This is a genomic window from Rhodanobacter sp. TND4EL1, assembly GCF_054061035.1.
Genome location: NZ_JBSSDT010000002.1, coordinates 617,493 through 639,490, shown reverse-complemented (window position 1 = coordinate 639,490; position 21,998 = coordinate 617,493). Strand labels below are relative to the sequence as shown.

Annotated in this window: 14 protein-coding genes; 7 read left to right on the top strand and 7 right to left on the bottom strand. The window is 66.8% G+C overall.

Annotation, left to right across the window (positions count from 1 at the left end):
* Nucleotides 1–56: 56 nt before the first annotated feature.
* The 5 genes from murD to ACVWWQ_RS09415 form a co-directional block, all read right to left on the bottom strand.
* A complete protein-coding gene (murD, locus tag ACVWWQ_RS09435; protein WP_133947839.1) occupies nucleotides 57–1,430 on the bottom strand; it encodes a UDP-N-acetylmuramoyl-L-alanine--D-glutamate ligase in 1,374 nt (457 codons plus the stop codon).
* A 30-nt stretch (nucleotides 1,431–1,460) separates the two neighbouring features.
* The gene (gene murL / locus ACVWWQ_RS09430) at nucleotides 1,461–2,828 is read right to left on the bottom strand and encodes a UDP-N-acetyl-alpha-D-muramoyl-L-alanyl-L-glutamate epimerase (protein ID WP_457383372.1); all 1,368 of its coding nucleotides are present in this window, start codon (nucleotides 2,826–2,828) and stop codon (nucleotides 1,461–1,463) included.
* 8 nt (nucleotides 2,829–2,836) lie between these two features.
* Entirely contained in the window at nucleotides 2,837–3,241 is a 405-nt protein-coding gene (locus ACVWWQ_RS09425) for an endonuclease domain-containing protein (RefSeq protein WP_099654661.1), read from the bottom strand.
* Nucleotides 3,242–3,327: 86 nt separating this feature from the next.
* On the bottom strand, nucleotides 3,328–5,943 hold the full coding sequence (locus ACVWWQ_RS09420) for a bifunctional aspartate kinase/diaminopimelate decarboxylase (RefSeq protein ID WP_133947842.1): 2,616 nt from the start codon (nucleotides 5,941–5,943) through the stop codon (nucleotides 3,328–3,330).
* Between the two features lie 789 nt (nucleotides 5,944–6,732).
* Nucleotides 6,733–8,250 carry a fumarate hydratase gene (locus ACVWWQ_RS09415; protein ID WP_133947844.1) on the bottom strand — a complete coding sequence of 506 codons (1,518 nt, stop codon included), beginning with the start codon at nucleotides 8,248–8,250 and terminating at the stop codon, nucleotides 6,733–6,735.
* Nucleotides 8,251–8,584: 334 nt separating this feature from the next.
* Here ACVWWQ_RS09415 and ACVWWQ_RS09410 point away from each other — a divergent pair, with 334 nt between their 5' ends.
* The 5 genes from ACVWWQ_RS09410 to ACVWWQ_RS09390 all read left to right on the top strand — a co-directional run bounded on the left by ACVWWQ_RS09410 (nucleotide 8,585) and on the right by ACVWWQ_RS09390 (nucleotide 15,782).
* Nucleotides 8,585–10,492 (top strand): S53 family peptidase, encoded by a 1,908-nt coding sequence (locus ACVWWQ_RS09410; protein WP_133947846.1) that lies wholly within the window; start codon nucleotides 8,585–8,587, stop codon nucleotides 10,490–10,492.
* 157 nt (nucleotides 10,493–10,649) lie between these two features.
* The gene (locus ACVWWQ_RS09405; protein WP_133947848.1) at nucleotides 10,650–11,540 is read left to right on the top strand and encodes a PhzF family phenazine biosynthesis protein; all 891 of its coding nucleotides are present in this window, start codon (nucleotides 10,650–10,652) and stop codon (nucleotides 11,538–11,540) included.
* 67 nt (nucleotides 11,541–11,607) lie between these two features.
* Entirely contained in the window at nucleotides 11,608–12,933 is a 1,326-nt protein-coding gene (locus tag ACVWWQ_RS09400; protein ID WP_133947850.1) for an amino acid permease, read from the top strand.
* A 48-nt stretch (nucleotides 12,934–12,981) separates the two neighbouring features.
* Nucleotides 12,982–13,518, top strand: coding sequence for a (2Fe-2S)-binding protein (locus ACVWWQ_RS09395; RefSeq protein ID WP_133947852.1), 537 nt, complete (start codon nucleotides 12,982–12,984; stop codon nucleotides 13,516–13,518).
* Nucleotides 13,515–15,782: a molybdopterin cofactor-binding domain-containing protein gene (locus ACVWWQ_RS09390; RefSeq protein ID WP_133947854.1), complete on the top strand. Its 2,268-nt coding sequence runs from the start codon at nucleotides 13,515–13,517 to the stop codon at nucleotides 15,780–15,782. Before ACVWWQ_RS09395 ends, ACVWWQ_RS09390 begins: the two co-directional genes overlap by 4 nt.
* An 85-nt stretch (nucleotides 15,783–15,867) precedes the next feature.
* Here the strand turns inward: ACVWWQ_RS09390 and ACVWWQ_RS09385 are convergent, their stop codons facing one another.
* The gene (locus ACVWWQ_RS09385) at nucleotides 15,868–17,838 is read right to left on the bottom strand and encodes a hypothetical protein (protein ID WP_457383371.1); all 1,971 of its coding nucleotides are present in this window, start codon (nucleotides 17,836–17,838) and stop codon (nucleotides 15,868–15,870) included.
* 157 nt (nucleotides 17,839–17,995) lie between these two features.
* Nucleotides 17,996–18,910: a hypothetical protein gene (locus tag ACVWWQ_RS09380; RefSeq protein ID WP_457383412.1), complete on the bottom strand. Its 915-nt coding sequence runs from the start codon at nucleotides 18,908–18,910 to the stop codon at nucleotides 17,996–17,998.
* A 401-nt stretch (nucleotides 18,911–19,311) separates the two neighbouring features.
* On the opposite strand from ACVWWQ_RS09380, the gene fusA reads away from it, so the two are divergent.
* The gene (gene fusA / locus ACVWWQ_RS09375; RefSeq protein WP_133947858.1) at nucleotides 19,312–21,351 is read left to right on the top strand and encodes an elongation factor G; all 2,040 of its coding nucleotides are present in this window, start codon (nucleotides 19,312–19,314) and stop codon (nucleotides 21,349–21,351) included.
* Nucleotides 21,352–21,418: 67 nt separating this feature from the next.
* Nucleotides 21,419–21,970: a DUF6438 domain-containing protein gene (locus ACVWWQ_RS09370; protein WP_133947860.1), complete on the top strand. Its 552-nt coding sequence runs from the start codon at nucleotides 21,419–21,421 to the stop codon at nucleotides 21,968–21,970.
* The last annotated feature ends 28 nt before the right edge of the window (nucleotides 21,971–21,998 follow it).

The window sequence follows — 21,998 nt, the reverse complement described above, 5'->3', positions numbered from 1 at the left end:
GGGTACTCGCCGGTGAAAATTCTTTTTCCGGACGGTCGCCGCGGCCGCCGGCCGGTTCAGCCTGGCCGCACCGGTGCAATGCCCAGGCCGTCGATGCCGGCAATGGCCGCCGCATCAAAACCCGCCAGCGCCGTGAACTGGCGCCCCCGTTCGGCGTAATCCTTGAACTGGTCGAAACTGGGCGCCCCCGGCGACAGCAGGATCACCCCGCCCGCCGGCGTGCATGCCTTCGCCGAATTCACGGCGGCGGCCAGATCGCCCACCTGCAGCAAGGGACAGGAGACGGCAGCGGCCCGCAGCGCCTCGGCGATACGGCCGCCATTGCCGCCCATGCAGATGATCGCGTTCGGCGGCGTGTGGCGCACGACCTCGACGAACGGGGTCCAGTCCAGGCCGCGGTCATGCCCGCCGACCAGCACGGTCACCGCACGGTCGTGCAGGCTTTCCAGCGCCGCCAGCGTGGCCAGCGGCGTGGTGCTGATGGAATCGTTGACCCAGTGCCAGCCGTCATGCTCGCCCAGTGGCTGCAGTCGATGCGGCAGCGGACGGAAGCTGGCCAGTGCGGGCGCGGCGGCCAGCGCATCCATGCCGACCGCTTCCAGCGCTTCCAGCGCGGCGCAGGCGTTGAGTGCGTTGTGCAGGCCGGGCGCGACCAGCTGCGCGATCGCGAAGACGGCCTGCGTGCCGCGCCGGATGAAGTCGCCGGTCACGTGCCAGCCCTCCGGCTGACCGAACAGCAGGCGTTGCGGGTGCTCGTGGGTACGCGCCAGCAAGACCGGCTGCAGTGCGTTGACCAGCAGCTGGCGCGAGACATCGGCCAGGCGCAGCTTGTCGGCCACGTAGCGCTCGCGCGAGCCGTGCCAGTCCAGGTGTTCCTCGTACAGGCTGGTGATCACGCCCAGCTCCAGCGGGCCGGCTTCGCCGGTCTGGAAACTGGACAGTTCGATCACCCACAGATCGGCCTGCTGACCGAGCAGCTCCAGCAGCGGCAGGCCGATATTGCCGGCCAGCGCGGTGCGCACGCCGAGCGAACGCGCCAGGTGCGCAAGCAGCGCGCTGGTGGTGCTCTTGCCCTTGGTGCCGGTGACACCGATGACGCGTGCGTCGGGATTTTCAGCAAACCACAGCGCGGTGCCCGAGGTGAACTGCGTGCCCTGCGCGCGGGCTGCCAACAGCGCCGGCTTGTACGCCGAAATGCCGGGCGACTTCACCACCACGTCGAACTGCGCCAGCGTCGCGGCGTCCGGTTCCCCAGCAATCACCTCGAGTGCCGCATCGAATGCGCGCGCCGCGTCGACCTCAGCCGCACTGCAAAACAGGGTCAGCAGTTGCGCCGGCAGGCGCGTACGCAATGCGCGGATGACGGCGTGTCCTTCGCGTCCAAAACCCCAGATCGCGACGCGGCGATTCGCCAGTTCAGCCATGCGCATGCATTTCTCTCTCGCCGGAGCCAAGGTTCATCAACCGATGGTTTTCAGCGCAGGCAACAGCCGAGCCGGTACGCGCTGTTCGGGTGACGGCTCCAGCCACGGCTCAATCGCCAGTTCGGCGGCATCCAGTTGCGGCAGGATTTCACTGCGGAAACGCGCAACCAATGCATCTTCCTGCCACTCCGGCCGCTGGCTCAACGCGTACATCGCCGCGCGCGCCTCGGCGCCTTCGCCCACGCATTCGAACGGCTTGTGATCCTGGTATTCCAGCAATGCATCAAAGCCCGCCGCCTGATGTTCGTCATCCAACAGGTTGCGGCCGAAGATCGACAGCAGCCGCGGCTTGGGCAGGAACGGCGCCAGCGCCAGGAACACGAAGTGGCATTTCGGACACTGCCCACACCAGCGATCGACCGGCTTTGGGCCAAGCAGCTTGAAGTTGCGGTTGCAGCTGGAGAACACGTCGAAGTACGGCGTCAGCTTGGCGAAGGCGCGGGTGATCGCCAGCTCCGAATACGGGCGCAGCAGCGAGCAATAATCCAGGTCGCTGGCCACGTGGGTGTGCAACCAGTCGCCAAGCAACTGCTCGAACACATAACCCTTGCTCCACTGGTGATTCACCTGCTGGCCGTCGTACTCCAGCGTCGCGGCCGAGGCAGAACGCTCGTTGGCGAACGCGATCGAGTCGTAGCCGTAGAGGATCGCAGCAAGCGCGAGGATCGCCGAGTTCACCGCGGTCACCGGAATGTGGCCGTTCCAGGCGCCGAGCCGGTTCATCTCGAACAGACCCGGGGCCAGTTCGCGCTGGATGTTCAGCGTGGGCAACCCGGTGCGCGCGGCGCAGGCGGCGATCAGCGCGGAATTGCCGACCCATACCGCCGTCGCCTCGCCACCGATCGACTTGATCGCCTCGACGGCAACCAGCGAATCCTTGCCGCCGCCGATCGGCACGAGGGTGCGCTTGGGCAAATTCAATGCGGTGGCGTGCGACAGCGCCGTGCCCTCACCCCGCCCCTCTCTCGGAGAGGGTGATGTTGTGCTTCGCGGAAAACTGATGCGTCCACGCAAATCCAGCCCGTTGCGATAGGCAAACTCGGCCAGGCCATGCAGGTACAGCGCATCGAGCAGATCAGCCGTCGCGTCGTCCAGTGGGCCATCGACCCGCTCGATCTTCGGCGGCACGCCGGCCTTGTAGTAGCTGACTCCGGCAATCAGGTGCAGCAGCTTCAGCGCCGCGTCGAACGCCACGCGGCGCTCTGCCGGAATCGCCGGTGCCTGCGGAAACCGGATCCGCTCGACCAGCTCCTCGCCGTCATCGAACGCATAGCCCAGCTCGGCCACGCCATCGGCGTAGCTGGCACGGGTGAAACGGAATACCTGGGTGAGGCGGGGTTGCATGGTTGTTGTCACTCTTCACTCTCCAGCGAACCTGACTCCCTCTCCCCTTTGGGGAGAGGGTTGGGGTGAGGGGCCGCCTTGGTCGCAGCCTCCAGAATCACCTCAAGCACGCTCTCGATGTTCATTAATGCCTCATTGTTCCAGAAACGCAGCACGCAGTATCCCTTCGCTTCCAAATATCGCGTGCGACGCTCGTCGTATTCCTGCTGCTCGACGTGCTGGCCGCCGTCCAGCTCGATGATCAGCATGGCGTCGTTGCATACGAAATCAACGATGTAGTGGTCGATTTCGTGCTGGCGGCGGAACTTGTGGCCGCACAATTGCCGATTGCGCAACCGATACCAGAGCTTCTGCTCGGCATCGGTCATGGCTTGGCGCAGGTCGCGCGCCCGGTCGACGTTTTGGCGTTTCATCCTTGAAAGGCTCCTTTGTTGTTGGTCAGTCGCGGCGTGGCCCCTCACCTCAATCCTCTCCCCGGAGGGGAGAGGAGGCAGGAGCTTCAGGCATCAATGACTACCTCGCTGGCCTCGTCGCGCAGGTTGTACGGGCTGGACATGACCTTGCCGTAGGCGCCGGCCTGGGCGATCAGCATCACGTCACCTTCCTGCGCCTCGGGCAGGCGGCGGTCGCTGCCGAGGACGTCGCCGGTCTCGCAGATCGGGCCGACGATCTGGTACAGCGCGGTGGCCGGTTCGTGCAATCGCGTCAGGTTGACGATTTCGTGCCAGGCGTCGTACAGCGCCGGGCGGATCAGGCTGTTCATGCCGGTGTCGATGCCGAGGTAACGCAGTGAGCCCTTGCCTTTCTGCTGGGTGACTTTCGCCAGCAGCACGCCGGCATCGGCGACCAGATAGCGGCCCGGCTCCATCCACAGTTGATAGTGGGGATACGCCGCCTTGACCTCGCGCAGCACGCGATCGAGGGCGGGGATATCCAGCCGCGCCTCGCCCGGATGCGAAGGCACGCCGAGGCCGCCGCCGATGTCGATGAAGCTGACGCTGCCGATACGCTCGGCGAGGCTGGCCAGCTGGGCGTAGACGTCGCCCCAGTGCGCTTCATCGAGAATGCCCGAGCCCAGATGCGCATGCAGGCCGCGCACGGTCACGCCATGGGCGTCGGCCAGATGCAGGAAATCATCCAGTTGATCGAACGGCAGTCCGAACTTGCTGCCACTGCCGCCGGTGCGCACTTTTTCGTGATGGCCCAGCCCGCGGCCCAGGTCGATTCGCAACACGATCTCGCGACCGCGGAACAGCTCTCCCCAGTGTTCCAGCGGATAGAGTGCGTCGAGCGACACGGTGGCACGGGTGGTCAGCGCCCAGGCGTAGTCCTGGCGCGGCGCGAAATTCGGCGTGAACAACAGCGGTGCGGTTGCCGGCACCACCGCCATCACCGCCCTCAACTCGCCCGGCGACACGCACTCGAAGCCGAAACCCTCTTCGGCCAGTACGCCCAGAATCGCCGGGTGGGTGTTCGCCTTGACCGCGTAATGCAGGCGATCGACCGCCGCCAGCGATTTCAGCTCGCGCGCCTGATGGCGCACGGTGGGCAGGTGGTAAACGTAACGCGGCGTCGCTTCGGCGCCAATCTGCAACAGCCGCTCGCGCTCTGCCTCATGCCACCAGGCCGTCGCCGCATCGAGCACCTCCCCGCTGCCGTACAAGGCCTGCCAGCTCGGGCCGAACAGCGCGCTGTCGTCGGTGCGCAACGCGCCGGCGCCGATCAGCAGATCGTGCAGATGCGGCAGCAGCGCGTCGACCACTTCCTCATCCACCACGAAGGTGAGATTCAGATTGTTCGACGACTGGGAAATCATGTGCACGCGCAACTGGCCGAACTCGGCCAGCACGCCGGACAAGGTATGCAACAGCGAGCGCATGCCGCGCCCGACCAGGGTGATGGCCGCGCACGGCGCAATCACCTTGACCCGGCACACCTTGGCCAGGTCGGTGGCCAGCGCGGCAATGGCATCGGAATCGAGCAGGTTTTCGGTGGGGTCCAGCGACACGGTGACATTGGTCTCGGCCGAGCCGATCAGGTCGACCGACAGCCCATGCGTCTTGAAATGCGCGAACACATCGGCAAGGAAGCCGACCTGCTGCCACATGCCGACCGACTCCATCGACACCAGGGTAATTCCCTTGCGCGCGCTGATGGCCTTGACGCTGGGCGCGTGCGCGCGCACCTCGGGGCCGATCACGGTGCCTTCGAGCTCGGGCCGGTTGGTGTCCTTGATCAGCAGTGGCACGCGCGGCTCGCGCAACGGCGACAGACAGCGCGGGTGCAGCACCTTGGCGCCGGTGGAGGCGACTTCCTGCGCCTCTTCGTAATCCAGCCGCTGCAGCAGCCGCGCACCGGGCACCTGACGCGGGTTGGCGGTGAACATGCCGGCCACGTCCGTCCAGATCTCCACCCGCTGCGCCTTGAGCAACGCGCCGAAATACGCGGCCGAGGTATCCGAACCGCCACGACCCAGCAACACGGTACGGCCCAGGCTTTCGCGCGCAATGAAGCCCTGGGTGATGAACACGTCGCCCAGCGCGGCCAGCCGCGCGTTCAATGCGGGGTCGGGCCGGGCCTCGACCATCGCCGACAGCAACCGGGTGCGCTCGTTCTGGTTCGGCAAGGCAATCGCAGCAAGGCAGTCGCGCGCGTCCAGCCATTGCGTGGGCAGACCGCTGTGGCTGAGAAACGCCGCGCCCAGCGCGCTGGACATCAGCTCGCCATGCGCCTGCACCTCGGCCTTCCAGGCCAGCTCGCCGTGGCTTGCGGCGCCCTCTTGCGCCAGGCGAACAAGGTCGCCCAGGCGATCATTCAGCGTGTCCGGCAAGGCCAGCTGCATGTGCTCCAGCAACTCGTAATGGCGCTGCACGATCGCTTTCGCCGCCTGGTGGCGTTCGGCCCGGTCACTGAGCCGGCACAACTGCTTGAGCGCATCGGTAATGCCGGACAAGGCGGAAACCACGATCAGCACCCGGACGCCCTCGGCGCGACGGCTGTCGACCAGCTCGCGGATGTTCTGCCAGCGGGGCAACGTGGCGACACTGGTGCCGCCGAACTTCATCACGATCCAGGGGGCTTCCGCGGTGAGTGGCGCAGGTGTGTTCGAGGTCACGAGTCAGGGTGCCATGGTTGCGGTGAAATTCATCCGCCCAGTGTTGCGCTGCGGCAAGACGATTGCAACTGTCCGATTGCGGGTGACATTTGGACGTTTAGACTTCCAATTTGACAGAGGCTACGGGCTCTGAAGGTGTCAGGCATGACTTTACGGGGGTGATTTTCTGGCAGCGACGGATTATCGAGTCAGATCAAGAGCGTTTCGTCTCCTGCGGCGCGAACGGCGAAGCCGGCCCGAAGGGCGGAGGGCGGGATGCCCGGAGTAAAGAGAAGGCCACCCTCCTCGGCGCTTGCCGGGCTGCGCCCGACAAGTCTGTGAGCCGTGGCCGGGCCTTTCGACAGGACTCCGGCAACTGCTCCTGCGTTGCTCTGACTCCGGCATCCCTGCCGACGCCCCTCCGGCCTGTCGTCCACGACTCACCGCCTCACAAGGGGGTGTAGTCAAGATCAACAGCAACATCAACAGCACAGCAAAGCCTGAAGCGTGCTCTGGCGCGCAGCAGCGCGCTGCCTTTGATCTACCCTCCCCTCTGCAGCGGCGACGGGGTGGAGGAACGGCCCGCAGGGTGGTTCGCATGGATGCGAACGAGTTTGTCGACAGTCCATGGATGGACTGTCGACAAACCCCGCAGCCCCGGCGCGGACTGTCCGGACCTTGGTCCGGAAAGCGCGGGGGCGGGGCGGCCTCTCTTTTGGTGACTTTTCTCTGGCCACGCAGGGAAAACTCACTCGCCCTCCGCAGGAGGACGAAACGCGTTTGATCTTGAAATTCGCTCAGGCGAAGCGGTCAAACCACCATCACTGGAATCTTACCGATCCGCGCCTGCCATTCCTTTGGCCCCGTCTGGTGCACCGAGGTGCCACCGGAATCCACGGCGACGGTCACCGGCATGTCCTCCACGGTGAACTCGTAGATCGCTTCCATGCCCAGATCGGCGAAACCGACCACGCGCGACGCCTTGATCGCCTTGGACACCAGATACGCGGCACCACCAACAGCCATCAGATACACCGACTGATGCTTCTTGATCGCCTCGATCGCCGCCGGACCGCGCTCGGCCTTGCCGACCATGCCGAGCAGCCCGGTTTGCGCCAGCACCTGTTCGGTGAACTTGTCCATGCGGGTCGCGGTGGTGGGCCCGGCGGGGCCCACCACTTCCTCGCGCACCGGATCGACCGGGCCGACGTAGTAGATGAAGCGGCCCTTGAAGTCGACCGGTAGCGGCTCGCCCTTGTTGAGCATCTCGACCATGCGCTTGTGGGCGGCGTCGCGGCCGGTGAGCAGCTTGCCGTTGAGCAGCAGGGTTTCGCCGGGCTTCCAGCTGGCCACGTCCTCACGGGTGACGGTGTCCAGATTCACGCGACGGCCCTTGGAGGTGTCGAAGGTGAGCTTGGGCCAGTCTTCCAGCGACGGCGGATCGAGCATCACCGGGCCGGAACCGTCCAGCACGAAATGGGCGTGGCGGGTGGCCGCGCAGTTCGGGATCATCGCCACCGGCAGGTTGGCCGCGTGGGTCGGAAAATCCTTGACCTTGACGTCGAGCACGGTGGTGAGGCCACCCAGGCCCTGCGCTCCGATGCCCAGCGCGTTGACCTTCTCGTACAACTCGATGCGCAGTTCCTCGCAACGATTGGCCGGGCCGCGCGCGATCAGTTCCTGGATGTCGATCGACTCCATCAGCGATTCCTTCGCCATCAGCATCGCCTTCTCGGCGGTGCCGCCGATGCCGATGCCGAGCATGCCCGGCGGGCACCAGCCGGCGCCCATCGTCGGTACCGTTTTCAGCACCCAGTCGACGATCGAGTCGGACGGGTTGAGCATGGCGAACTTCGATTTCGCCTCGGAGCCGCCGCCCTTGGCCGCCACGATCACGTCCACCTTGTCGCCCGGCACGATCGACATGTTCACCACCGAGGGCGTGTTGTCTTTGGTGTTGATGCGCTTGCCGGCCGGGTCGGCCAGCACGCTGGCGCGCAGCTTGTTGTCCGGATCCATGTACGCACGGCGCACGCCTTCGTTGGCCATGTCTTCCAGCGACATGGTGGCGTCGTCCCAACGCACGTTCATGCCCACTTTCAGGAACACGGTGACGATGCCGGTGTCCTGGCACAGCGGGCGATGTCCTTCGGCGGCCATCCGCGAGTTGATCAGGATCTGCGCCATCGCGTCCTTCGCGGCGGGAGATTCCTCGCGCTCGTACGCCGCGGCGAGGCTCTTGATGTAGTCGACCGGGTGGTAATAGCTGATGTATTGCAGCGCATCGGCGACGGACTGGATCAGGTCTTCTTGCTTGATGGAGGTCATGGCGGCAGCTTTTGATTCGAGGGAATGTCGCGTCGGCAACGACTGTTGGCGACGCACAACCCTCTTATTGTGCCGCAAATCGACCGCCGGCCCGAAGCGCCCAGGCTGGCCTGCACGCCGCTCCGGATTCGCAAGATGTTTCGCACGCACGACACTTCCAGCGCCCATCACGCAGCGCTAGGCTCGCAAGACCAGCGCGGTAAGGTCTTCAGGGGCCGCGGTGGATGTGGGGTTCACTGGAACTGATGGCTTACGGCCTGCGACGAAGCCCGGCGTCACGCCCATGACGTCGGCGCCCCGCGAGAGGGCCGCTTCTACCCTTGGAGAATCAGACATGTTGAAGAACTTGCATCGCAAGTCGCTCGCGGCCGCGGTCGCGTTGCTGTTGTGTGGTTATGCCGGTACCAGTCTCGCCAGCAACGGCGCCCCACCGACCGACCTAGGGGCGAGCAACCCCGGGCAGATGATCAACGTCACGCTGGTGCTGGGTCTGCATGACCAGGCCGCCTTGGAGTCGTTCGTCTACGGCACGGTGACGCGCGGCAATCCGGCATTCCATCGCTTCCTCACCACGGCGCAGTTTGCCAGCCGCTATGGCGCCACAGCCAGCGACATTGCGCGGGTGCAAGCGTTCCTGAAACAGCAGGGGCTGACCCAGGTCGAGTTGCTGCCCAATCATCTGGCGATCAAGGTCGGCGGCACGATCGGGCAGTTCAACGCGGCGTTCCATACCTCCATTCACGACTATCAGGCCAGCGATGGATCGACCTTCCATCAGCCGAACGCCACACCCAGTCTTCCTGCCGCCCTTTCCGGCACCTTGATCGTGGCGTCGGGCCTGAGCACCGAGGCACGCTATCACTCGCACCGCATGACGGCTGTGATGCCACCGCGGACTGGCCCCAGTGCCAACGCGCTGGCCAGAAGCGCGGCCCCGGCCGCCACCACCTGCAAGGGCAATCCCACGGCCACCTGCACGCCCGGCGAATTCACTGTCGGCGACGTGGCCAATCGCTACAACATCAACCCGCTGTATCAGCGTGGCGTGAATGGCAAGGGCTCGACGATCGGCATCGCCACGCTGGCCAACTTCCTGCCGGCTGACGCATACACCTACTGGAGCACCATCGGGCTGGGCGTCAAGCCGAACCGGATCACCCAGGTCCACGTGGATGGGGGCGGGCCACTGGGCAGCAGTGCCGGTTCCGGCGAGACGTCGCTGGACGTGGAACAGTCCGGCGGTCTGGCGCCATGGGCCAACATCATCGTGTATGACGCGCCGAATACCGACGCCGGCTTTTTCGACGTGTTCAACCAGGCCGTGTCCGACAACCAGGTCGACAGCCTGTCGGTCAGCTGGGGGTCGCCGGAAATCTTCTATTTCCCCGAATCGAATGGCGGCGTCGATTTCACCGACGAACTGCGAGCGTTCCATCAGGTCTTCCTCGAAGCTGCCGCCCAGGGCATTTCGATGTTTGCCTCCTCCGGTGACGCCGGGGCCTACGACACCACCCGCAGTTTCGGTGGCCTGCCAAGCGATCCGGTGCCGCCACCGCTCAGCGTCGACGCGCCGGGATCCGATCCGCTCATCACCAGCGCCGGTGGCACCACGCTGCCGTTCTCTTACAGCTTCAGTGGCGGGCCGACCGCTTCGCTCAGCAAGGAAAGCGTCTGGGGCTGGGATTACATCGTGAAGTACTTCCAGACCAATTTCGGCGCGGACCTGACCAGTCAGCTCTATTCGGTCGGCGGGGGCGGCGGCGTCAGCGTGTTCTGGCCGGTGCCGCGCTACCAGCAATTCACCGCCGGAATACGCAAGAGCGAGAAGAACCAGACCTTGCTGGCGCCGATCTACGGCATCAACTTCGTCCTGCCAGCGAACTACCGCGGTCGCAACGAGCCGGATATCTCGCTGAACGCCGATCCGGAAACCGGCTACAGCTTCATCTCGTCGAAAGATGGTTCGGGCCTGCTGACGTTCGAAGGCGGCACCAGTTTCGTGGCGCCGCAACTGAACGGCATCAGCGCCCTGTTGAGGCAGGCAACGCACGGCCGCATCGGCCTGTGGAACCCGCAGGTGTATGCCCTGCAGAACATCTTCGGCTACGGCCCGTTCTCGGCATTCAACGACATCCGCAACGGAGACAACTGGTTCTACGCCGGCAAGGGCCGTTATGAACCGGGCGCAGGCATCGGCACGCTCGACGTGAGCAACCTGGCGATCTTTCTCAGCGTGTTCTGAGCGCCCGGCGGTAGTCGCATGACACGAAAGGCCGGCACGGCAGTGTCGGCCTTTCGCGTTTGAGGCAGCGCTCATATCGCGTTGCCAAACCGGTGCCCACAGAGACTTTCGACCTGCCGCTATCATCCAAAACCCACCGACAGCATCGCAGCCAACCATGCCCGACACGTTTCGCTTCCTGCAACTGGATGTCTTCGCCAGTCGCCTGTTCGACGGCAACCCGCTGGCCGTGGTGATCGGCGCCGATCAGCTGGATGGCGCAGCCATGCAACGCATTGCGCGCTGGACCAACCTTTCGGAAACCGCGTTCCTGCTGACGCCGACCCGTCCGCCGGCGGATTACCGCGTGCGCATCTTCACCCCGCGGCAGGAACTCCCGTTTGCCGGCCACCCCAGCGTGGGCAGCGCGTATGCGGCGATCGAGACTGGCCTGGTCGATGCCGGCAAGACCGCGCTGATCCAGGAGTGCGCCGCGGGCCTGTTGCCGGTGCAGGTGATCGGCCAGGGACCGACCCGAATCATCCACGTGCAGGCGCCGCCCGCCCGCATGGACGCGGTGGCGGATGACTTGCGCACGGAACTGGCCGGGGCACTGCAGTTGGAACTGGCCAGCGACGAGGTGGTGCTGGTCGACAATGGCCCGCGCTGGATCCTGTGCAACCTGGCCGAGGCGGCAACGGTCCGCGCACTCGTGCCCGACATGGGCGCCCTGGCCGACCTGTGCATCCGGCACGGGGCCGTGGGAGTCAGCGTGTTCGGGCATGAGCATGCGGGAGCGGCGGCGATGGCGGTACGGGCCTTCTGTCCCGCCGACGGCATGCCCGAAGATCCGGTGACCGGCAGCGCCAACGCCGCGATCATGGCCTGGCTTGGCGCACGTGGCGACCGTGATGGCTATGGCTTGAGCTATCGCGCCAGCCAGGGCCGGGAAGTCGGTCGCGACGGCCTGATCGACGTAAGCCGCGAGGCAGCCACCGGCGCGGTCACCATCGGCGGTTCCTGCGTGATCGGTGTCCGCGGTGCATTGCAGCTGCCCGCCAGCGATTGAGCCGGCTCTTCTTGCCGAACCCGCGATCCACCGCCATGCTGTCGCGCCCCTCCAACTGACCCGACCGATGCCCCAAGCCAACCCCTCCGGCAGCTACCTGCGCAGCTTGCGTCCCTGGGATGCCGCCCTGATCGTGGTGGGCGGCGTCATCGGCGGCGGCATCTTCCTGACGCCAGGTGTTGTCGCGCAACGGACCGAGTCGGGCCTGGCCCTGCTGCTGATGTGGGTCGCCGCAGGCTTGCTCACCCTGGTCGGCGCGCTGTGTTACGCCGAACTGGGCGCACGTCGTCCGCGGGCGGGCGGCACGTATGTCTACCTGCGCGAGGCCTTTGGCCCGCTGGCCGGCTTCCTGTTCGGCTGGACCATGCTGCTGGTGATCTACTCCGGCTCCTCCGCCGCGGTGGCGACGATCTTCGCCAGCTATGCCGCCCCGCTGTTCGGCCTGTCGCCGGCGTGGTCGCGGCCACTGACGATCGGCGCCCTGGTCTTCGTCACGGGCATCAACCTGTTCGGCATCCGGCTCGGCGCCCAGATCCAGAACCTGTTCGCCCTGCTCAAGCTGCTGGCCGTGGCGGTGCTGGTGGCTTGCGGACTCTTTTTTGCCGGCGCGGGTCACGATCAGGTGCTGGCGGCCGATCCGGCGCGCCAGGGCGTGGGTTTCATCGGTGCCGCACTGCCGGTGTTGTTCGCGTATTCCGGCTTCACCTATCTCAACAACCTCGCCGGCGAAGTGCGCGAGCCGCAGCGCACCTTGCCACGCGCGCTGGCACTGGGCATGGGACTGGTGATCGTCGCCTACGTGCTGGTCAATATTGCCTACCTCGCCGTGCTTGGCCATGCCGGTCTGGCCGCCAGCAGCGCGCCGGCTGCCGACGTGATGCAACAGGTCGCCGGGCCCGTCGGTGCCAAGCTGATCGCGCTGGGCGTGGCCATTTCCACGCTGGGCTTCTGCAACATCACCCTGGTCGCTGGCGCGCGCGTGTTGCAGGTGATGGGCGAAGACGGCCTGTTCTTCCGTGCCGTGGCCCGACTGCACCCTCGCTGGCGCACGCCGAACATCGCCCTGCTGCTGCTTTCCGGCTGGGCCATCCTGCTGGCACTGGCATTCAGCTATGGCCAGCTGCTGGACTACGCCACCTTCGGCGACTGGCTGGCCTGCGCCGTGGGCGTGGCTACCCTGTTCTGGTATCGCCGCCATGATGACGCGGCCGGCGGGTTCCGCGTACCGGGCTATCCGTGGTTGCCACTGTTGTTTGTCGCCGCCGTCGGTGCGGTCGTCGTGGCCACCCTGCTCGACAACCTGCTCAGTTCGAGCATCGTGCTGCTGGTCATGCTGGCCGGCATGCCGGTCTACTTCATGTGGCGCCGCCTGTTCAGCCAGCCTGCTCCCTAGCAAGCGGCGGCAATGCCACAATGTGCGGATCGACTCGAGGAGATTTGGATGGCGCCCGTGCAAGCCCAGGTTGTGCCGACCCCACCGGAGAGCAGCATCGTTCCGGAAAAGATTCGCGACGGCATCGACCTGCAGATCAATGGCGAGCACTACCGCCCCACCGGTGATCCGCAGATGCCGCTGCTGTGGTACCTGCGCGACGTGTTGCGATTGACCGGCACCAAGTACGCCGGCGAACACGGTGGCAGCGGTGCCGACCTGGTGCTGGTCGATGGCAAGGCGATTTCCGCGATCGGCCAGCCGATGGCGAAGCTGGCCGGCAAGACGGTGACCACCGTCGAGGGTCTCGCCGCCAACGACGGCAGCCTGCATCCGTTGCAGCAGGCCTTCATCGACGAGGACGCGATCGGCTGCGGCTACTGCACGCCCGGCTGGCTGATCGCGGGGGTCGACCTGCTGCGGCGCAAGCCGCACCCGAACGACGGCGACATCGACCAATTGCCGAACCAGTGCCGCTGCGGCTGCCAGACCCGCGTGCGCCGCGCGATCAAGCGCGCCGCCGCCGGCAAGGCGGGCCAGCGATGAGCCAGGGAACGAACAACGGCGTCCGCCTTTCGCGTCGCCGCTTTCTGCAGGTGATCGCCGGCACGGCCGGCTCGCTGCTGGTCGGCATCCGTGTCGCCGAGGCAGCGGATGCGCCGCTGCCGCTGGCCTTGCTGGGCGACAAGATCCACGGCCTCGGGCCGTACGTGCGGATCGACGAAGACGGCAGCGTGTTGATCGGCGCGCGCGATCCGGACACCGGCACCGGCGTGGCCACCTCGCTGCCCCGCATCCTTGCCGAAGAACTCGACGTGGACTGGAACACCGTTCGCGTGGTGCCACTCGGCCTCGGCGTCGACAGTGCGAAAGGCAAGCCGGTCTGGACTTACGGCCATCAGGTCGGCGGCACGGGCACCTCGATTCCCGCCGCCTGGCGTGACCTGCGCCAGGCCGGTGCGGCGGCACGCTGGTTGCTGCTGCAGGCCGCCGCGCGCCGGCTTGGCCTGGCTGCCAGCCGCTTGCGCACCGAGAACGGCGTGATCATCGCCCCCGATGGTCGCCGCTTCAGCTATGGCAGCCTCGCCGCCGACGCCAGCAAGATCGCCCTGCCGAGCCAGCTGCCACCGCTGAAAAACCCGGCGGACTACCAGTTGATCGGCCACGGCGCCGGCGACGTCGACGCCCGCGCCATCGTCACTGGCCAGGCCCGCTACGCCGTCGATCATTTCTACGGCGACGCGGTGGTGGCCGTGTTGTCGCATTGCCCATGGCCGGACGGCAGCCTGGCGCGCATCGACACCACCGACACGCTCGCCGTCGAAGGCGTGCTGAAGGTGGTGCAGCTGAAGCCGGAGCGCGGACAACCGCCGGGCAGCACGGTGATCGCCGCGGCCGTGGCCGTGATCGCCGAAAGCACGTGGGCCGCGCTGCAGGGGCAGGCCAAACTCAAGCTGGAATGGAAGGCCGGCGCGGGCGCCGACGGCAGCAGCTATGCGCTGGAGCAACGGGCGCTGGCCTTGCTCGGCAGCACGGACGAACCGACCACGCGCGTGCGCGATATCGGCGACGTCGATGCCGCCGGCAAGAAAGCCGCGCGTCGCCTGGACGCGACCTACTTCCAGCCATGGCTGGCTCACGCCACCGCTGAACCGATGAATTGCCTGGTACGGCTGGACAAGGACCACGCCAGCCTCGTGGTGCCGACCCAGTCGCCACAGAAGGCGTCGGTCGTGGTGCAGCGCCTGACCGGCCTGACCGCCGACAAGATCGACATCGGTGTACCGCGGGTAGGCGGCGGTTACGGCCGCCGGCTGGATCACGATTACGTGGCCGAGGCCGTGATGCTGGCTCAGGCGATCAACAAGCCGGTGCGTCTGTGGTGGTCGCGCGAGCAGGACCTGCGCAACGACTTCTATCGTAGCGGCAGCGTGCACCAGCTCGGCGCGATCATCGACCGCAAGCGCCAGTTGCTGGCGTGGAACCAGCGCATGGCGAGCGCTTCGGCACTGTCCATGCGCGGCGTGCCGGACAACCAGCTGTGGACGTCCGAGCTGCAGGCCGACCAGCTGCCTGCCCTGCTGGTACCGAATTACCGCAGTGACTGGTACGCACTGCAGTCGGCCACACCACGCGGCCCGATGCGCGGCATGCCCCATCTCAGCAACGCCTTCGCAGTGGAAAGCTTCATCGACGAAATCGCGCACCAGATGCGCGAGGATCCGCTGAAAACCCGCCTGCGGATCCTCGGCGACGTCCGCCAGTTGCCGCTGGACAACGGCCGCACGCTGGACATCGGCCGGCTGATCCACGTGCTGCAACTGGTCGCCGACCGCATCGAGTGGAAGAACTGGCTGCGCACCGTCAACGGCCTGGGCATTGCCTGCTGGCACGTCGACGGTGCCTATGTCGCGCATGCGATCGAAGCGTCGATGCAGGGCGAGCAACTGACCATCCAGCGCGTGGTCTGCGCGGTGGACGTGGGGCGCGTGATCAATCCGCTCGGCCTCGAGGGACAGGTCGCCGGCGCCACCCTGGATGCGCTGTCGATCGCCTTGAATGCCGCGATCACCATCAAGGGCGGTCAGGTCCAGCAGCACAACCTCAAGGACTACCCGCTGGCCAGCATGGCGCAACTGCCGAACGACGTCGAAGTGATCATCGTGGATGGCGGCGACCGTGACCCCAGCGGCGCCAGTTTTCTCGCCATGCCCACCGCGGCGCCGGCGCTGGCCAATGCGGTTTTCCGCGCGAGCGCGGTACGCGTGCGCCGCTTGCCCTTGATGAAGGAATTGCTGCGGCTGCTGTAGCCGCGTTCATCGGCGCGCTTGCCCGGGCGCTCGACGCCGCTGTTCACGACGAGGGCCCGGGCATTGCCGAAGGCCGTCGCCCGGCCTAGTGGAACTGATCGCTGGCCGGCACCCACGAGCTGGAAGACGACGCCGGCGCGGCGGGTTTCACCGGCAGCGTGATCACCTCGCAACCCGGCGGCGGCGGGCTGCCGGCAACCCGGGCAGCGGCGCACTCGGCACTGTTGTCGAACTTCACCATCGGTGCCGGCGCAACAGCGCTGCTGACGGCCGGCGCCGGCGTCGCCACCGGGTTGGCCGGGCCAAGGTTCAGCCGGTCGTAGATCTTCTGCTCCAGCGGTTTGGCCGGCGGATCCGGGTTGCCGCAACCGAGCAGCGCGATCGGCAACAGCGGCGTCACCGCACACTTGATGCGAATGCCGCGCGGGAGGTGGAACGTGTGGCTCACCCGGGTTTTCTCGACCGCACGACGCAATGCCGTGTCGACCGAGCTTTCGCCTTCCGGCGCCCAGTCCTGCTCGAAGCGGGTCGCCTTGTAGCCGATGTTCGGCGAGCCGTGATTCATGATCTGGGTATCGCCATGCGGCTTCAGCTGCACGTAGTGGCCAAGCTCGGCTTGCGGCTCGCCCTGCGGACTCCCCTGCTGCACACCTTGCGCCGCGCCAGGCTGGTTGCCACCTGGTTGCGCCTTGCCGATCCGATCCTTGCCCGACGGGCTCTTGCCCGATGACTCGGCGGCAGCCTGCTTGCCATTGCCCTGATTCTTCGCTGGCTGTTCGGCCGAGGCGGCAGTGCTGCTTGCCTCCGTCGATTCACGAACCGCGCCATCCGGCTTGCCCGGATTGCCCAGATCGCTGCCTTGCGGCGTCGCATCGGGTGCGCGGCTGACATCGCGTCCGGGCGATGTGGCGTTCGGGCTGGGGGCCGGCTGCTGCGCTTTCTGACTGGCTTCCGGCGTCGAGGACTCGGCCTTCGCCGTCGCGCTGTCAGGAGCGGCCGCCGCAACGACTTGTGGCGCACTGAGCTCGGGGCGCTCGATGGAGGGATGGACAGCCGTCTGACGCGCGGCATCGGTCACTTCGATTTTCTGACTGGGCGCCTGCGCCTCGACGTTCGCCGGCGCGGACGGCGCCAGTGGCACCGCTTCGAGCCGTGCCTCGGCCACCTCGACCGACGGCGCCTGCAGCTGTGGCCGTTCGGTCGGCACGGTCGGGCTCGGCGCGCTCAGTGGTGCCGTCAGGTTGATGGTCGGCGCTACCTGTGCGGGCAACGGTACCGGCTGCAGCTCGGGCACCGGTGGCGCCGCGGGCATTTCGGCCCGCATCGGCGTGACGCTGGCTGGCGCACTGGATCTGGGCACGTTCGCATCCAGCGCCATGGTGGGCGCGGTGATCGGTGGCGACGCCTGCGGCGGCACTTCCGGCATCGCCAGTGATGCCGGTGGCGGCATCGGCTGATTGCCTTCGAGCTGCGGCTTGCGCGCGGACTCGGGCTGGAACCTTGGCGGCACCGGCACCTGCACCACCGGCGTGGGCAAGGCGACTACCGGCGGCTCACCGGACAACGGAACCGGCTGCAGATCGGGCGTCGGCGCCGGCTTGGGCAGGCTGACCGGTACCGGCGGCGCGGCCACCGGTTTCGGCGCGGGCGCGCGGGCCTTCGCCACCTTGGCGATCACCGGCGGCGCGGCTGCCGCGGGCGGCGTCGGGGTTACCACCGCTTCGATGTTGGCGCTGCGCTCGCTGACATGGGCCGGCCGGGCGCTGCGACCCTGGTGTCGCGGCCCACGCTCCTTCGGCGGCGTGCCGCGCACCGGCGGTGGAGGCGGCGGCTCGGGGGGCTCGATCAAGCGCACCTGCAGCAGGGTCGGCTTCTGCTCGGGCGGCGGCAGGACCTGAAACGCGGGGCCGAGGACAAAGCCGAACAGAAACACCAGATGCACCAGCAAGGCACCGACCATGGCCACGATACGCAAGACGCGTTCGCGGGGGCGCGGACGTGTGCGCTGGTGATACACGCGAGCACGAGTCGCCGCCGCCAGCGGTGAATTCAGCATCACCTGCGCCGGATTGGCAGCGCGTCGGGCGTGTTGTGGTGGCGTCTCGGGCATCCGGAGAGTGTAGCGGGCGTGACCTGGATTCCGCATGGCAACAGCGATCACCGATCACGCTGGCGCAAAGTTCGCCCGCCGCCCTGCCCGATGACGTTCCGGCTCAATGCCCCGGGACGGGTTTCGCGGCGCGATCGCGCAACTCGGCATCGATCGCCCGGTTTGGCGTGTCGACCGGGCAACCCCAGGCCAGCGGCTTGCCGGCGCGATACATCTCGATGCAGGCCTGTTCGCCGGGCGGCCTCGGCGCGTGGTCGTGTCCATCGAGTGAGCGAGCCGGCGCCATGTTCAGACGTTCATCGCCGTCTTTCGCCGACGGCGGGGCCGGCGGATCGCCGCCGCAACCGCCGGCCAGCATGGCGAGCGAAATCGCGCAATGAATGCGCACACCCCGCGGCAGCCGGATGGTCTTCTTGACCGTGGTCTTGTCCACCAGTTTCTGCAGCGCGCTGTCGACCGCGTTGCTCCTGCCCCAGTCCTTGTCGAAGCGCGTGGCCTGATAGGTGACCGGGCTGCGGTGCTGCATGATCCGCGCATCGCCTTGCGGCAGATGTTGCACATAGTCCGGACCCGGCGCAGCACTGGCCGCCGCCGCGGGCAGCAGGGGTTGGCCACTGTCATCGAACAGCCTGGCCTCGGCGGCCGGTGGCGACTCGGGCACCTGCAGGCTCATCGCGTTCTTTCGCGGCGCCTCATGCGAGGCTCGCGGCGCACGTGGACGCGGTGGTGCCTGCATGGCCGGGGCCGCTGGCACGGCGGGTGCGGAAGCGCTGGTGATGAAACGGACCTGCAACACCTCGTCCGTCGATGCGATCGCCGGTGCCACCCACCGCGGTCGCATCTGCTGCCAGACCACCACCACGAACACGCCGTGCAGCAGCAAGGCCGCGAGCAGGGCCAGCCAGTGTTGTCGGCGTTCGCGCAACGGCTCACGCCAGCGCTGGCGGTGCCGTGCCGCCGTGGCGGCCTGGTCCGCGGAAAGCGGCCCGCCCACCAACGATGACGGCGGTGGCACCACTGACAACGACAGCTCACGTTGGGCAAGCGGCGAACGGACGATGACGGAACCTCGTGCGCGGGGGGAACCGACAGCATGCCGGTCTGGGCCTGAATCGAGCCGACGGGATGCCGCCGGCCGGAATGCCACAGCGAGAACGCTGGACGCTGCTTGAGACCACCGGCGGTTGGCCGCGGTTCCCCGCAGTGCAGCTTGACCCACGCCTCAAGCGGCTCAAGTCTAGGCGGACGGCGCACTGCGCCGTGTCTCCGCCATGACCGACCGATCCGCTGACTTCGCGTTGCGCGAAAGCAAGGACGATCATGACGGCCCGCTTGTCGTCAGCCGCCAAAAGCGCGGCTTCGTGCGGCGCCGTGGTTCATGCCGACACGATCCGCGCCCCATCACGGGAGGGTCGCATCGTGACGTATTCCACGGAAAGCATCCGCAACATCGCGCTCGCCGGACATGCCGGCGTGGGCAAGACCACGTTGTTCGAAGCCCTGCTGGCCGCTGGCGGCGCGATCCAGAGCGCCGGCAGCGTCGAGCGCGGCAATACGGTGTCCGACAGCGACAGTCAGGAAAAATCGCGCGCGCACTCCATCGACAGTTGCGTGGCCAACCTCGACCACGGCGGCTGCCACCTCAACATGATCGACACCGCCGGTTACGCGGATTTTCGCGGCGCCACGCTGGCGTCGTTGTCCGCGGTGGAAACCGTGGCGGTGGTGGTCAGCGCGATCAACGGCATCGAATACGGTACGCGCCGGATGATGATGCACGCCAAGGCACGCGGCCTGGCTCGCGTGCTGGTGATCAACAAGATCGACTTCGACGGCGCCAAGCTGCCCGCCCTGGTCGATGCCTTGCGCGACGAATTCGGCAGCGAATGCCTGCCGGTGAATCTGCCCGCCAATCGCGGCAATCGCGTGCTGGACTGCTTCTTCCACGCCGAAGGCGGCACCGACTTCTCCTCGCTGGCCGAGGCGCACCAGCGCATCCTCGACCAGGTGGTGGAAATCAACGAAGGCGTGATGGACCGCTACCTCGATGCCGGCGAAGGCGCACTCACACCGGAGCAACTCCACGGTGCGTTCGAGCAGTGCCTGCGCGAGGGCCACCTGGTGCCGATCTGTTTCGTCAGTGCGCGCACCGGGGCCGGCATCCGCGAATTCCTCGATGTCGCCACCCGCCTTCTGCCCAATCCGGCAGAGGGCAACCCTCCGCCATTCGCACGTGCCGACGGCACACCACTGGCGGTCAGCGCCGATCCCGATGCCCACGTGATCGCCGACGTGTTCAAGATCGTCAACGATCCGTTCGTGGGCAAGCTCGGCGTGTTCCGCGTGTGGCAAGGCACGGTGCGCCGCGACAGTCAGTTGCTGGTCGACGACGGCCGCAAGCCGTTCAAGGTCGGGCACCTGTTCCGCGTGCAGGGCAAGACGCACGTGGAAATCGAGACAGCGGTGCCCGGCGACATCGCCGCGGTGGCCAAGGTGGAGGAGATCCATTTCGATGCCGTGCTGCACGACTCGCACGACGAGGATCGCATCAGCCTGGCGCCGCTGGCGTTTCCCGCACCGATGTTCGGGCTGGCGCTGGAACCGAAGCACAAGGGCCAGGAACAAAAGCTTTCCAACGCACTGACGCGACTGGCGGAGGAAGATCCCTGCTTTCGCGTCGAGCATCACAAGGAGCTCAACGAGACCGTGGTGCGCGGCCTGTCCGACCTGCATGTGAAAGTGATGCTGGAACGCATGCGCGAGCGCTACGGCGTGGAGGTCGACGCCAACCCGCCGCGAATCGCCTATCGCGAAACCATTGCCACCGGGGCCGAAGGGCATCATCGCCACAAGAAGCAGACCGGCGGCGCCGGCCAGTTCGGCGAGGTGTTTCTGCGCATCGAGCCGCTGGAACGTGGCGCGGGTTTCGAGTTCGTCGACGCGGTGAAAGGCGGCGTGATTCCCGGTCAGTTCCTGCCCGCGATCGAGAAAGGCGTGCGCCAGGCGATGGAACACGGCGCGGTCGCCGGCTATCCGCTGCAGGACATTCGCGTCACCGTCTACGACGGCAAGTACCACGCGGTGGATTCCAAGGAAGTGGCCTTCATCAGCGCCGGCAAGAAGGCGTTTCTCGATGCGGTGGTCAAGGCGAAACCCACGGTGCTGGAACCGATCGTCAACGTCGAGGTGGCCATTCCCGAGCACAACGTGGGTGATGTCACCGGCGGCCTGGCCGGCAAACGCGGGCGCATCCTGGGTACCGATACCCAGCGCGGCGGCGAACTGGTGATCAAGGCGCAGGCGCCATTGGCCGAACTGATCGACTACCCGACGGAACTGAAGTCGATGACCGGCGGCCGCGGCCGCTACAGCCTCGACCTCAGCCACTACGAAGCGGTACCGGCGACCGTGCAGAAGCAGCTCAGCGAGGCGTGGAAGCCGCATGTCGAGGAGGACTGAGCGACGCGCACATCGTGTTCATCGCGCCCCGCTATGCTGGACCGACCCGACGACACGGAGTATCCCGATGAAGCCAGCTCGATGGTTGATGTGCGTTCTGCTGGGCGGCTCGCTGCCCTGGCTTGGCGCCTGCGCGGTGCGCGCGAATGCCGACAGCGGACAACCCATGCCTGAAGCCAGCGTCACCCTCGAGCGCAGCACCTGCTTCGGCAACTGCCCGGCTTACAGCGTCACTGCGCAAGCCGACGGCCAGGTGAGCTTCACCGGGCATGCCCACGTGCAGACCACGCAGGCCGCTGGCCGAGCCACGCCGGCCCAGCTCGCCGCGATACACGCTGCGCTGGCACAGGCGGATTTCACCGCGATGCGGCCCAGCTACACCAGTCGCGACGATGGCTGCGAGATGATGATGAGCGACCAGCCCGGCATCAAGATCACCGTGGACGATGCGCGCGGCAGTCACAGCGTGGACTTCTATCTCGGTTGCACCGGCGCGGCCGCCGATGCCGTGCGACCACGCATCGAGCAATTGGCGAAAGCCATCGACCAGCAACTGCAGACGGGGCGCTGGATCGGTACGCCGAAGCCGCCGGGCGCGGTCGAACACGCAGAACGCTGAGCAGGCGCCTGACGCCCAGCTGTGCGTC